Here is a 12,254-nt window from a genome sequence, read left to right as displayed (position 1 = left end):
GAGGGGGACCATGCCGCCCAAGCCCACGAACCCGCCACCGCTCAAGGCCGGTGACCTTGTTCGCCTGACCCGCGCCGCGAGCCCGCAGTTCATCCGGCCGATCACGGTCCGGGTCATCCGCGAACTCACCGACCGCCACACCTACCACGGCTGGACCTGGATCGAGGCGTACGAGCTGGGATCGGACGGCACCGCACGGGCTAGGCGGGAGCTGTTCGTGCTCCGCGAAGGGGTCAACCTGCTGACGTCCGGGCCGACCAGCCGCCAGGTGACTCGGCGTGACCCGGTGCGGGCTGTCAGATGACCGAACACCAAATGCTCAAGCCGACGTGGCGCTGTCGCACCTGCGGGATCGCGTGGCCCTGCTCGGCCGCGAAACTGCGCCTGCTCGGTAAGTACCGCGGTCGCCGTGACGAGTTGATCGAGCACCTGACGGCGCTACAGGCCGAGGCGACCGAACACCTCACCGAGCTGCACGGTGGCACGCCACCGGCTGGCCTGACTGAGCGCTTCATCGGCTGGACCCAGGCCCGGTAGCCCGCACCTCGGCGCGGGGTCCATGGCCACCTCGGGGGTCGGCCCGGCGACCACGGCTGGACCTGGTCAAACCGGCCGCTGAGGTTCAGGCTGGCTGGTCGACCGTGATCCGCTGCGGGCCGGCGTAGACGTTCATGGTCGGGCCGCGCAGGAAGCCGACGAGCGTCATGCCCGCCTCCTCGGCTAGCTCGACGGCGAGGGTGCTCGGCGCGGACACCGCGGCCAGCAGGGGCAGGCCGGCCATCCACGCCTTCTGGGTCAGCTCGAAGCTGGCCCGGCCGGACACCAGCAGCAGGTGCCCGGTCAGCGGCAGCCGGCGTTCCCGCACCGCCCAGCCGATCACCTTGTCCACCGCGTTGTGCCGGCCCACGTCCTCGCGGAGCACCACCAGCTCTCCGGCCGGGCTGAACAGCCCTGCCGCGTGCAGCCCGCCGGTGCGGTCGAAGCCGCGCTGGGCGGCGCGCAACCGGTCGGGCAGTTCGGCGAGGAGGGCGGCCGGCACGGTGAGCGGGTCCGCCGTGACGTCGAACAGCGACCGCGTCCGGATCGCGTCGATGCTCGCCTTGCCGCACACCCCGCAGGAACTGGTCGTGTAGAAGTTCCGGGACGGGTCGGTGGTCGGTTCCGGCACGCCGGGGGCGAGCACCACGTCCACCACGTTGTACGTGTTCGGCGTCTCCGCGCCGGCGCAGAGCTGGGCGGTCAGCACGTCGTCGGTCGACCGGATCAGCCCTTCGGTCAGCAGGAACCCGATCGCCAGATCCAGGTCGTCGCCGGGAGTCCGCATGGTGACGGCGAGCGGCTTGCGCCGGCCCGGGCCCGCCGCGCCGACCCGGATCTCCAGCGGCTCCTCCACGGCGAGGGTGTCCGGCCGTCGGACGGCTGCGCGCCCGTCGGCCGCCGCGTCCAGGTCGATCCGTAGTACGCCCCGTCGGTCAGTCGCCCGTCCCATCCCGCCATCCTGCACCCCGGCCCGGCACACCCGCACGGCCGCCGGTCATCAGGCACCCGGCAGCGCACGCCGCCACCGGGCACCGGCAGGGCCCCGCCGGGCACCGGACAGCGCACGCCGCCACCGAGCACCCGGCAGCGCACGCCGCCACCGGGCAACCGGCCCGGCTACCGTGACCGGGTGGGGACGTACGCCGCAGTGGTGCTCGCGGGTGGGGCCGCCCGACGGATGGGCGGGGTGGACAAGCCCGCGCTTCCGGTTGGTGGCCGGTCGATGCGTGACCGGGTGCTGGCCGCCGTGGACGATGCCGCGCCGCGTGTGCTGGTCGGCCCGGGTGACGGTGTCGCGGACGGTGTGCGGATCACCCGCGAGGATCCGCCCGGCGGCGGGCCGGTCGCCGCGACGGCCGCCGGGCTGGCACTGCTCGATCCCGACACGACGCTTGTCGCGTTGCTCGCCGCCGACCTTCCACTGCTCACCCGCGCCGCGATCGGCGACCTGCTGACCCACCTCGACGGGGAGCGACCAGTCGACGGGGTGTGCTTCGTCGACGCGGACGGCCGTCGGCAGTCGCTCTGCGGGGTGTGGCGCGTCGCCGCGCTGCGGACCGGGCTGGCCCGGCTGGCCGCCGAGCGGGGCGGCAGCCTGGCCGGTGCTCCGGTACGGGCGCTGTTGGCCGGTCTCGCCGTCCGGGAGGTGCCGTGGGCCGGTGACGGTCCGCCGCCCTGGTTCGACTGCGACACTGACGAGGACGTACGCCGGGCGGAGGAGTGGGTGCGATGACGGTGCTGGACGACTGGGTCACGGCAGCCTGTGCCGAGGTGGGTCTGGACTCGACCGAGGTGCCGGTGTCGGCGGTGCTGGACCTGGCCCGCGATGTCGCCCACCAGGTGCTGCGGCCAGGGGCGCCGGTCACCGCGTACCTGCTCGGGCTTGCCGTCGGCAGGGGTGCCGACCCGGCGGACGCCGCGGCCCGGCTCAGCGCCCTCGCGGCCGACTGGCCGGTCCGGCTCGGTGCCGATCCCGACGACCCCACCTCCTGACCCGCCGCGCCGCGCCGCGCCCCCGCGACCAGACCGTCGCCACGGCGAGAGGACGGCGGTGTCCGATCCCGGTCCGGGCTGATTCGACGCCCGGACGGCGTGGGTAGGGTGATCGGAACGGACGGAGGCGATCATGACGGCTGACCACCCCTCGGCGCCGGACGGTGAGCCCGGCGGCACATCCGAGCCGGCAGAGTCGATCCTGCTCGACGAGCCCAGCACCACCGACCTGCGTGCCAAGGTGACCGAGGCGTGGCGGGAGTTCGCCCGGATGCTCGCCCTGCGGCTGCGGGAGCTGCCCGCCGGCGCGCACCTCGAACTGACCCTCGACCCCACCGCCTCCGGTACGGGGGATGCCGTCTATTCGATCAGCGTCGACGTGACCGGCGACGGCGGGCTGTCGGCTCGGGCCGTCGGCAACGCCGCCCTGCCGCAGGGCTACCGGCTGGACCGTGCCGCGGTGGCGGACATGGTGGCGCTGGGCTGGTCCCCGCCCGGGGTGGTGGCCGGCTCCGGCGGCTCGTTCGGGCTGGACGGTACGACAGCGGAGGCGGCCCGGATCGCCCCGCTGCTGTCCCGCACGCTGCGCGACGTGTACGGCGCCCCGCATCCCGCCTTCCTCGTCTACCTGGTGCACGACGCCGAGGGTGAGCCATTGACGGTGGAGCCGCTGGGCACCGCGCGCAGCGAGTTCGGCCCGGACGCCGACGTCGAGGGTGACCTCCAGGAGGCGCTGGCCGAGGCGGCCGCCGAGCGGGACGACGTGCTCGACCTGGCGGACCGCGTCCGCACCGTCGTGTCCACGATGCTGAAGTCCGACGCCGAGCGGTTGCAGATCGACTCGGACGGCGACATCACCATCCGGGCCGGCTCGGCGATGGTCTTCGTGCGGGTGCGGGACAATCCATCCCTGGTGGACGTCTTCTCCCCGGTGCTCACCGAGGTCGAGCCGACCGAACGGCTCTACGTCAAGCTGTCGGAGCTGACCAACCGGATGCCGATCGGTCGCCTCTACTGCGCCGACGACACGGTCTGGGCGTCCATCCCGGTCTTCGGGCGCAACTTCCAGGCCACCCACCTCATGCTGGCGGTGCAGGTGATGACCGGCCTCGCCGACGAGCTGGACGACCGCCTGCACGGCGAGTTCGGTGGCAAGCGGTTCTTCGGTGAGGGCGACAAGCCGGTCCGGCGCGACGAGTCGGAGCACCGCACCGGCATGTACCTCTAAACCACGTCCAGCAGGGTCTTGCCGACCGTCGCGCGCGCCTCGATGGCGGCGTGCGCGTCGGCGGCGCGTTCCAGCGGAAAGCGCTGGCCGATCAGCGGCCGGAGCTGGCCGGCCGCCGCGTCGGCCAGGGCCCCGATGGTGTACGCCCGCAGTCGCGCGGGCGGCATGTCCGGCCGGACCAGCGTGACCTGACGTTCGGCGGCGGCCTCCGGTGCCACCGGGGACCACTCGCCGCTGGCCAACCCGAAGCTGATCATCCGGCCGCCCGGGGCCAGCAGCTCGAACGCCGTCCGGGCGACCGGGCCGCCGACGCCGTCGAACACCACGTCGACCCCGCCCACCGTGTCCCGGATGCGGTCGGCCCAGCCCGGCATCCGGTAGTCGACCGCCACCTCGGCGCCCAGGCCGGGCAGCAGGTCCACCTTGCGCGGCCCGCCGGCCACGCCGATCACCCGCGCGCCGGCCCGCGCCGCGAGCTGGACGAGGAGACTGCCCACGCCGCCCGCCGCGGCCTCGACCAGCACGCGATCACCGGGGCGGACGCCGACCGCCTCGACGAGCATGGTGGCGGTACGCCCGTCGGCCATCATGGCCACGGCCGCGTCCAGCGCCAGCCCGGCGGGCACCTCGATCGGCGCGGACGCGTCCACCACCGCCCGTTCGGCGTACCCGCCGGAGCCGCCGGTGGCGCTGACCACCCGCCGCCCGGTCAGGGCCGGGTCGACGTCCGGCCCGACGGCGACGATCACCCCGCCGACGCCGTTGCCGGGGATCAGCGGTGGAGTGACCTGGAACGGGCCGGGGCGTCCCGAGCGCTGCTGCGTCTCGACGAAGGTGATGTTCGCGTGCGCGACGTCGATGAGCACCTGGCCGGGGCCGGGGCTCGGGTCGGGCGCCGGGCCGGGCACCAGCGCCTCGGGACCGCCGAATTCACGTAACCAGATCGCCCGCATCAAGTCCCCCTCGTGTCGTGCCCAGGCCGCCACGAGTCCAACACCTGAACCGGGCTTGAGGTCAAGCCCGGTTGGACGGCCCGACGCCGGGGGACTCGACCAGCCGGGACAGCACGATGGTGCTGCGGGTGGAGGTCACGAAGGACTCGGCGCGCAGCCGCTCCAGCGCCGCCTCCAGGTGGGCGATGTCGGCGGCCCGCAGGTGCACCAGCGCGTCCGCCTCGCCGGAGACGGTGTACGCGCCGACCACCTCCGGGTGCCGGCGGGCGGCCACGCCGATCTGCGCCGGGGTGGTCCGACCGGCGCAGAACAGCTCGACGAACGCCTCGGTGGTCCAGCCGACGGCCGCCGGGTCCACGACGGCGGTGAATCCCCTGATCACGCCCGTGGCGCGCAGTCGGTCCACCCGGCGCTTGACCGCCGGGGCGGAGAGTGACACCCGGACGCCGATGTCGGCGTACGACGCGCGGGCGTCAGCGACGAGCAACGCAATGATCCGCTGGTCTACGGCGTCTATCTGCAACGTTCCGCCTCTGGGAAGCAATGGTTGTGGCTGTTACCAAAGTTCAACGGTACCTACTCTTGGTGACCGTGAACCAGCAGCGAGTCTCGCGAAAGCGGACATATCTCATGTGCTCGCCCGAGCACTTCGCGGTCGAGTACGCGATCAATCCGTGGATGGACGTGACCACCCCGGTCGACCGGGAGTTGGCCGTCAAGCAGTGGGACCGCCTGCGCGAGACGCTCGTCGGCCTGGGGCACGACGTGCATCTGCTCACCCCCGAGCCGGGCCTGCCCGACATGGTCTACGCCGCCAACGGTGCGTTCGTGGTGGACGGCAGCGTCTACGGCGCCCGGTTCAAGCACGAGCAGCGGGCCGCCGAGGCCGCCGCGCACCACGCCTTCTACGAGTCGCAGGGCTGGCGGTTCATCGCCCCGAGCGAGACCAACGAGGGCGAGGGTGACTTCGCCTACCTACCGGAGGCGCACGGCGGGCTGATCCTGGCCGGGCACGGCTTCCGCACCGAGATCCCGGCGCACGCCGAGGCGCAGGAGGCGCTGGGCCGTCCGGTGGTGTCGCTGCGCCTGATCGACCCCCGCTTCTACCACCTGGACGTGGCGCTCGCCGCTATCGACGACGCCAACGTCGTCTACTTCCCCGGCGCGTTCTCGGCCGCCAGCCAGCGGGTGCTGACCCAGCTCTTCCCGGACGCGGTGATCGCCGACGACGAGGACGCGATGGCCTTCGGGCTGAACCTGGTCAGCGACGGCGCGAACGTGGTGCTCAACAGCGAGGCCACCCGGCTGGCGGGCAAGCTCAAGGCCGCCGGCTACAACCCGGTGCCGGTCGAGCTGGCCGAGCTGAAGAAGGGCGGCGGCAGCGTGAAGTGCTGCATCGCCGAGCTGCGGCACTGACCCGAACACTGCCGCGTACGGCAGGGGCCGGCCTCCCGTCGGAGGCCGGCCCCTGCTGCTGCTTGTGGTGGGCGTTTCAGCCGAGCGTGGCCAGCTCGTTGATCAGCACGTTCGACATGACCTGACCGTCGCGCTGGACCTCGCGCAGGTACCACTTCTGCTGGGGGGTACGCGGCTGGTTGAACTGCCAGATGCCGCGCGGGCTGTCGATCTGGCCGATCCGGCCCAGCGCCAGGTTGACCTGCTGCGGGGTGGGCGACCCACCGGTCAGCTGGATCGCCTGGTCGAGCACCTGCGCCGCGTCGTACGACGCCATCGCGTAGGTCGTCGGCGTGGTCTGGTGCTTCTTGCGGTAGGCGGAGGCGAAGACCCGGTTCGACGTGTTGTTGAGGTCGGCCGAGTAGTTCAGCGCGGTCTGGATGCCGAGCGCGTCCCGGCCCAGGCTCTCCAGCACGGTGCCCTCGGTGAGGAAGCCGGGCGCGTAGACGGGGCCGCTGAACTGGTCGCGCAGTTGCTTGATGAACTCCACGGCGGCCGAGCCCGCGAAGAAGCAGAAGACGGCGGTCGGCTTCTTGCGCAGCGCCTTCTCGATGTCCGCCACGTAGGTGCCCTTGCCCGGGTTCGGGGTCGGGTTGGTGTTGGTCACCGGGTCGGCGATGCGCGGGTCGGAGGTGCCGAACTCCTGCCTGAAGCCCCGCACCACGTCCGGGCTACCCACGTTCTCCGGCATGATGATCGCGATCCGGCCGTTCGCCGGGAGCTGGTCGCGCAGGTAGCGGCCCAGCGCCCGGCCGGCCTCATCCAGCACGTACGACGTACGCCAGATGTAGACGACGCTCTGCAGGCTGCTCGGCGAGGCGTTCGAGCCGATGAGCGGGACCCGGGCCTCCTCCACGGTGTCGCGGATGCCGACCATCACCGACGAGTTGACCACGCCGGTGAGCGCCAGCACGTTCTGCTTGAGCAGTTGGTCGACGGCGGCCTTGCCGGTCTTGGCGTTGTCACCCTCGTCGGCGGTCAGCAGCTCGACCGGATGCCCGCCCAGCTGCTGGCCGTGCAGGTCGAGGAAGAGCTGGAAGCCGTTGGTGATGTCGTCACCGATGGACTTGAAGCCGCCGGCCTTCGGCGCGATCAGACCGATCTTGATCGGGCTCTTGGCGGCGGCCGGCTTGCCCTCGGTGTCGGAGCCGCACGCGGCGGCGAACCCGGTCGTTCCGAGCGCGGCCAACAGTTGGAGCGCCCGCCTGCGATTCATCTGCGACACCGAGTTCCTTCCAGGAGCGTTGCAGGGCAGAACACCGCCCCTCCGGCGTTCTACCTGCTCCGCGACGCTGCGTCAATGGTTAGTGATCATCGTGCAGGGACCGCAACACAGCGAGCACCGGGGGCCACGCCGAAGACTCCGGGTCGATCAGCCCGAAATGCTCACATCCGGGCAGCTCGACAAGGGAAATATCGGATCCTGCGGCACGAGCCGCCGCGACGAAGTCCCGGCTCATCGCCACCGGCACCTGCAGATCCGCCGAACCGTGCACGACTACTGTCCGTGTCCGGATCGGTACCAACGATCGTGGATCGGCCGCCGCGTACCGGTCCGGGAAGTCGAGTGGGCCGCCGCCGAGCAGCGCCGCCACCGCACCCGAGTCCAGATCCAGCCGGTACGCCGCCGCGAGATCGGCCACCGGGGCCAGGGCCAGCACTCCGCTCACCGTCGACGGCGCGGTGGCCGCCGCGTACAGCGCCAGATGGCCACCGGCGGAGTGACCGATGACGATCGGCGCAGCCCTGCTCACCCGACCCGGCAGCGCCTCGGTGGCCAGCTCGGGCAGCGCCGCGATCCCGGCCAGCGCGTCGGTCAACGTGCCCGGCCAGCCGCCGCCCGGCTCCCCCGTACGCCGGTATTCCAGCTGCGCCACCGGGTAGCCCTCGGCGGCGAGCGCGGCGGCCAGCGGGCCGGTGTGGCGGCGGTCGTACTCGGAGCGCCAGAAACCACCGTGCACCACGACGACCAGCGGCTGGGCCGGACCGACACCGGCCGGCCGGCGCAGGTCGGCAATCTGGTCGGGGTGGTCGCCGTAGGCCACCGTCAGGTCCGGCTCCGGCGCGGGCCGGGTCAGCACGGCGCGTGGGTCGGCAGGCATGGCGCGACGGTAGCGCGCCCCGCCCGGGTGGTTCGGCCCTGGGAGTCGGTCCCGGGCGGCATGGGTCGCGCCCACTGGGTAAAGATGGACCCCATGACCGAAGCGCGCTCCGCTGAGCAGAACGACCAGCCCGGCCCCGACGACTCCGGCCACTCCGGCACGGTGGTGGTGGTCGGTCCGGACGGCCGGCCGATCGGCACCATGCAGACCGAGGAGGGGCAGGGCGAGGACCCGACCCGTCTGGTAGAGCAGCCGGCCAAGGTGATGCGGATCGGCAGCATGATCAAGCAGTTGCTGGAGGAGGTCAAGGCGGCCCCGCTGGACGACGCCAGCCGGCACCGCATGCGCGAGATCCACGAGCGGTCGATCGTCGAGCTCAAGGAGGGTCTCGCCCCCGAACTGCGCGACGAGCTGGAGCGGATCTCGCTGCCCTTCACGGAGGACAAGGCCCCGAGCGAGGGCGAGCTGCGCATCGCGCACGCCCAGCTCGTCGGCTGGCTGGAGGGCCTGTTCCACGGCATCCAGGCGGCCCTGGTCGCCCAGCAGATGGCCGCGCGGGTCCAGCTGGAGCAGATGCGCGGCGGCCGGCAGGCGCTGCCCAGCGGCCCCGGCGGAGTGGTGCCCGGCATGCCGGGCATCGGCCAGCCGGGCGGCGGTGAGGGCCACAACACCGGCCAGTACCTCTGACCTGGCCGGTCAGTCCACCCCGAAGATCTTCTCCAGGTACGCCGCCACGCCGTCCTCGGAGTTCGCCCCGGTCACCTCGTCGGCGACCGCGAGGACGGCGGGGTGCGCGTTGGCCACCGCCACGCCGCGCCCGGCCCAGCTCAGCATCGGCACGTCGTTCGGCATGTCGCCGAAGGCCAGCACGTCCGCCGCGGGCACCCCGATCCGGTCGCAGTACCAGTCGAGCCCGGCCGCCTTGGTCACCCCGGCCGCGGAGATCTCCACCAGCCCCGAGGACGACGAGTGCGTCGCCTCGGCCAAGCCCGCCACCGCTGCCGCCACCAGTGCGACGAACGCGTCCGGGTCCTGCTCGCCGGCGCGGGCGAGCAACTTCACCGCGGGAAGCGAGAGCAGCTCCTCCGGTGTCTCGACCGGCCGGATCCCGTCGGGGTCGACGTCCCAGCGCAGCGGGTAGTCCGTTTCGTGCCGCATCTGGCGGCTGTCCATGATCTCCACGGCGAAGCTGATCCCGGGCACCTCGGCCCGCAGCCGCTCGGCCACCTCGGCCAGGTGCTGTGGCGCGAGCGGGTCGGCCCGCAGCACCTCGTCCCGCACCGGGTCGTAGACCACGGCGCCGTTGGCGCAGACCGCCGGCAGCGGCTCGGCCAGCTGGTCGTACACCATCTCGAGCCAGCGGACCGGACGGCCGGTGACCAGGACGACCGGCGTGCCTCGCGCGGTGATCCGCGCGAGCACGTCGGCGGTGCGCGGGCTGAGCGTGCGGTCGTCGCGGATCAGCGTGCCGTCGATGTCGGTGGCGACCAGCGCAGGGGTGTCTCGCATCACCGGGACAGTAGCCGGTCCAGGTACACCGCCACCCCGTCGTCGTCGTTGCGCAGGGTCACCTCGTCGGCGGCGGCACGCAGCGCGGGGTGCGCGTTGGCCACCGCGACCCGGGACCAGCCGGCCCACTCGAACATCGGCAGGTCGTTGGGCATGTCGCCGAAGACCAGGACGTCAGCGGGGTCGACCCCCAGGCTCTGCGCCACCACGGTCAGCCCGGTCGCCTTGTCCACGCCGGGCGGGCAGATCTCGATGAACCCGAGCCCGGCCTGGGTGAGCGAGGCAACCTGCGGCGAGACGATCCGGCGGGCCACCGCCAGCAGCTCGTCGACGTGGTGGTCGGCGGTCCGGGCGAAGGCCTTGATCACGTCACAGGAGAGGCACTCAGCGCGGCTGCGCGCCTCGAACCGGTCCTGGTAGGGCCAGCTCTCGTGGTAGTCACCCCAGAGCGGGGCGTCGTGCTCGTCGGACGCCTCGACCATCACGGTCAGCGGGCCGACCTCGGCCTCCAGGTCGGCGAGCAGCCGGGCCAGCACCTCGGCGGGCAGCCGCTCGTCGCGGAGCACCACCGGGCCGGTCGGGTCGCTCTGGTCGACCACCCGTCCACCGCCGGCCATCACCAGGAAGTCGGCGGCCCGGATGTCGTTGCGGGTCAGCTCGGTCAGGCGGGGGCCGCGTCCGGTCGCGCCGACCACCGGAATTCCGGCGGCCCGCACCCGGTCGAGCACCCCATGGGTGTACGCGGAGACGGTGTCATCGCTGCGGACCAGCGTTCCGTCGAGGTCGGTCGCGATCAGTTTGGGCAGTCCCGGGCGGGTCATCGTTCCTCCTTCGCCCGCCGCCGTCGCACCTGCCGAGGCCAGGGAAAGCGAGGCCCGGCGTGACGGCGGGCAGCAACCGTACCTCGGGAAACGGGCCCGAACCATGTCTTCCAGGCGAATCGGGCACCAACTCCAGGCCCGTTCCCAACCTCCGCGATCTTGTACTTCCGGTCGCCGATACGCGGTGGAATGCGCCTTCTGTCGCTGCAGAAAGCGCAAGATCGGTGGGTCGGGGTCGGCCTGGCCGGCTCAGGTGTTGGGGTGTTCGGGGCGGGCGAACGGCGCCACCGCGGTCACGGTCAGGTCGGCCGGCGCGGGCGGGCCGTCCTCCTTCTCGACCGGGTCGAGGTGCCGACGGCGCCAGCCCTGCCCCGTCGCGGCCCCGGAACGGTTGTCCTCCGTCGGCGCGTTCGGGGCCAGCCGCAGGGCCGCGGCGAGCAGCACGCAGGCCACGAACGCCATCACCAGGCCGCGACCGTACTCGACCCGGAAGTTGTCCTCCGGCTCGTAGAAGTAGTTGCGCTGACCGGGGTCGTCGAGTGTCGCCGTCGCCGCGACCAGCAGTGCCAGCAGCGCCCCGCTCAGGGTGAACCCGACCAGTCGGGCGTTCGGCCGGACGGCCGCCGTGCCCCGCAGCGCCAGTGCCACCGTGCAGACCAGCCCGAGCAGACCGACCAGGTAGCCGATGCCGAAGCCGCCGACGTCGGACACCCCGGCGGGCACGTCGATCGAGGTGGCACCGGCCGGGCCGCCGTTCGGCAGAGTCATCACCAGCCACTCGCCGAGCAGCGAGGCCACCCCCGCCACCGCCCCGAGCCCGGCGAGCAGCACGGGCAGGCGGGGATCCCGGGTGATGCCGGCCAGGGACCCGCCGAGGCGACGGCGTCCAGTGGCGGGCTCGTCGGCACCCCACTCGATCACGGCCGGCCCGTCGGACGGGTCGCCCTGCCGTGGGATGGGCAGCTCCTCGGACATCGGCCATCCTTCCGCCGGTCGCGGGCCTGCGTCGAATCATGGCACAGAGGGTCGTGCTGGTGCCGCTGCCGAAACCGCCCGCGTCGCGCCTCCGCCAGGGGTGACGGGAATCGCACGGCAGGCGTCGGTGCCGGTCGGTCGCTCGGGAGGCACCTTTCCGCTAGCGTTCTCCTCATGCCTATCCGTACCGCTTCCGCACAATGGCAGGGCAATCTCACCGAGGGTTCCGGCACCGTCCGCACCGGTAAGGGCGGCCTGTCCGGCAACTACTCCTTCAAGTCGCGCTTCGAGGAGGGTGAGGGCACCAACCCCGAGGAGCTGATCGCCGCCGCGCACGCCGGCTGCTTCTCGATGGCGTTCTCGAAGGCCCTCGCCGACGCCGGCTCGACGCCCACCTCGGTCGAGACCACCGCCAAGGTCCACCTGGACAAGACCGACGCCGGAATGAGCGTGACCCGGATCGACCTGGAGACCGTCGGCCAGGTGCCCGGGGTCGACGAGGCGGAGTTCCAGAAGCTCGCCGAGGCCGCCAAGGCCAACTGCCCGATCTCCCGGCTGCTCTCGCCGGGCGCCGAGATCACCCTCACCGCTCGCCTGGCTTCCTGACCCGGCGACGCACGCCGCACGTTCACGGAAGGAGCCTCCGCCCGGTCCCGGGCGGCCGCTCTCTTTCGTGAAC

At 72.6% G+C, this 12,254-nt stretch carries 16 protein-coding genes; 8 read left to right on the top strand and 8 right to left on the bottom strand.

Annotated elements, in window-relative coordinates; genetic code table 11:
* The first annotated feature begins 10 nt into the window (after positions 1-10).
* Together AB0J68_RS02225 and AB0J68_RS02220 are read left to right on the top strand one after the other, a co-directional pair.
* The gene (locus AB0J68_RS02225) at positions 11-304 is read left to right on the top strand and encodes a hypothetical protein (protein ID WP_363935562.1); all 294 of its coding nucleotides are present in this window, start codon (positions 11-13) and stop codon (positions 302-304) included.
* Positions 301-537, top strand: a complete 237-nt coding sequence (locus AB0J68_RS02220; protein ID WP_354855793.1) for a flavin reductase — start codon at positions 301-303, stop codon at positions 535-537. The genes AB0J68_RS02225 and AB0J68_RS02220 overlap by 4 nt, the downstream gene beginning before the upstream one ends.
* A gap of 85 nt (positions 538-622) precedes the next feature.
* Here AB0J68_RS02220 and fdhD read toward each other — a convergent pair whose 3' ends face one another.
* A complete protein-coding gene (fdhD, locus tag AB0J68_RS02215; protein WP_363935559.1) occupies positions 623-1,489 on the bottom strand; it encodes a formate dehydrogenase accessory sulfurtransferase FdhD in 867 nt (288 codons plus the stop codon).
* 180 nt (positions 1,490-1,669) lie between these two features.
* On the opposite strand from fdhD, the gene AB0J68_RS02210 reads away from it, so the two are divergent.
* The 3 genes from AB0J68_RS02210 to AB0J68_RS02200 all read left to right on the top strand — a co-directional run bounded on the left by AB0J68_RS02210 (position 1,670) and on the right by AB0J68_RS02200 (position 3,760).
* Positions 1,670-2,272, top strand: coding sequence for an NTP transferase domain-containing protein (locus AB0J68_RS02210; protein WP_354855795.1), 603 nt, complete (start codon positions 1,670-1,672; stop codon positions 2,270-2,272).
* A complete protein-coding gene (locus tag AB0J68_RS02205) occupies positions 2,269-2,532 on the top strand; it encodes a DUF6457 domain-containing protein (RefSeq protein ID WP_363935556.1) in 264 nt (87 codons plus the stop codon). The genes AB0J68_RS02210 and AB0J68_RS02205 overlap by 4 nt, the downstream gene beginning before the upstream one ends.
* 133 nt (positions 2,533-2,665) lie before the next feature.
* Positions 2,666-3,760, top strand: a complete 1,095-nt coding sequence (locus AB0J68_RS02200) for a hypothetical protein (RefSeq protein ID WP_363935553.1) — start codon at positions 2,666-2,668, stop codon at positions 3,758-3,760.
* Here AB0J68_RS02200 and AB0J68_RS02195 read toward each other — a convergent pair.
* Both AB0J68_RS02195 and AB0J68_RS02190 read right to left on the bottom strand, forming a co-directional pair.
* Entirely contained in the window at positions 3,757-4,713 is a 957-nt protein-coding gene (locus AB0J68_RS02195; RefSeq protein ID WP_363935551.1) for a zinc-binding dehydrogenase, read from the bottom strand. The two genes, AB0J68_RS02200 and AB0J68_RS02195, sit on opposite strands and share 4 nt — an antisense overlap.
* 61 nt (positions 4,714-4,774) lie before the next feature.
* Positions 4,775-5,236 carry an Lrp/AsnC family transcriptional regulator gene (locus AB0J68_RS02190; RefSeq protein WP_354855798.1) on the bottom strand — a complete coding sequence of 154 codons (462 nt, stop codon included), beginning with the start codon at positions 5,234-5,236 and terminating at the stop codon, positions 4,775-4,777.
* 59 nt (positions 5,237-5,295) lie between these two features.
* Between AB0J68_RS02190 and ddaH the strand changes: the two genes are divergently transcribed.
* Complete coding sequence (ddaH, locus tag AB0J68_RS02185) at positions 5,296-6,129, top strand: dimethylargininase (protein ID WP_355063427.1); 834 nt, start codon at positions 5,296-5,298, stop codon at positions 6,127-6,129.
* A gap of 76 nt (positions 6,130-6,205) precedes the next feature.
* Here ddaH and AB0J68_RS02180 read toward each other — a convergent pair whose 3' ends face one another.
* A complete protein-coding gene (locus AB0J68_RS02180; RefSeq protein WP_354855800.1) occupies positions 6,206-7,393 on the bottom strand; it encodes an ABC transporter substrate-binding protein in 1,188 nt (395 codons plus the stop codon).
* A gap of 79 nt (positions 7,394-7,472) precedes the next feature.
* Positions 7,473-8,270 (bottom strand): alpha/beta hydrolase, encoded by a 798-nt coding sequence (locus tag AB0J68_RS02175; protein ID WP_363935548.1) that lies wholly within the window; start codon positions 8,268-8,270, stop codon positions 7,473-7,475.
* 84 nt (positions 8,271-8,354) lie between these two features.
* Between AB0J68_RS02175 and AB0J68_RS02170 the strand changes: the two genes are divergently transcribed.
* On the top strand, positions 8,355-8,957 hold the full coding sequence (locus tag AB0J68_RS02170; protein ID WP_354855802.1) for a bacterial proteasome activator family protein: 603 nt from the start codon (positions 8,355-8,357) through the stop codon (positions 8,955-8,957).
* 9 nt (positions 8,958-8,966) lie between these two features.
* Here the strand turns inward: AB0J68_RS02170 and AB0J68_RS02165 are convergent, their stop codons facing one another.
* From AB0J68_RS02165 to AB0J68_RS02155, 3 genes are all read right to left on the bottom strand, one after another.
* Positions 8,967-9,779 (bottom strand): HAD family hydrolase, encoded by an 813-nt coding sequence (locus AB0J68_RS02165; RefSeq protein ID WP_355063433.1) that lies wholly within the window; start codon positions 9,777-9,779, stop codon positions 8,967-8,969.
* Complete coding sequence (locus AB0J68_RS02160; protein WP_363935545.1) at positions 9,779-10,600, bottom strand: HAD family hydrolase; 822 nt, start codon at positions 10,598-10,600, stop codon at positions 9,779-9,781. Before AB0J68_RS02160 ends, AB0J68_RS02165 begins: the two co-directional genes overlap by 1 nt.
* Before the next feature lie 249 nt (positions 10,601-10,849).
* Positions 10,850-11,575 carry a hypothetical protein gene (locus AB0J68_RS02155; protein WP_354855805.1) on the bottom strand — a complete coding sequence of 242 codons (726 nt, stop codon included), beginning with the start codon at positions 11,573-11,575 and terminating at the stop codon, positions 10,850-10,852.
* A 174-nt stretch (positions 11,576-11,749) separates the two neighbouring features.
* On the opposite strand from AB0J68_RS02155, the gene AB0J68_RS02150 reads away from it, so the two are divergent.
* On the top strand, positions 11,750-12,181 hold the full coding sequence (locus AB0J68_RS02150) for an OsmC family protein (protein ID WP_007453754.1): 432 nt from the start codon (positions 11,750-11,752) through the stop codon (positions 12,179-12,181).
* Positions 12,182-12,254 lie beyond the last annotated feature (73 nt).

The organism is Micromonospora sp. NPDC049580, assembly GCF_040675595.1.
Classification (GTDB): domain Bacteria; phylum Actinomycetota; class Actinomycetes; order Mycobacteriales; family Micromonosporaceae; genus Micromonospora.
This window is presented reverse-complemented; position numbering and strand designations above follow the sequence as displayed.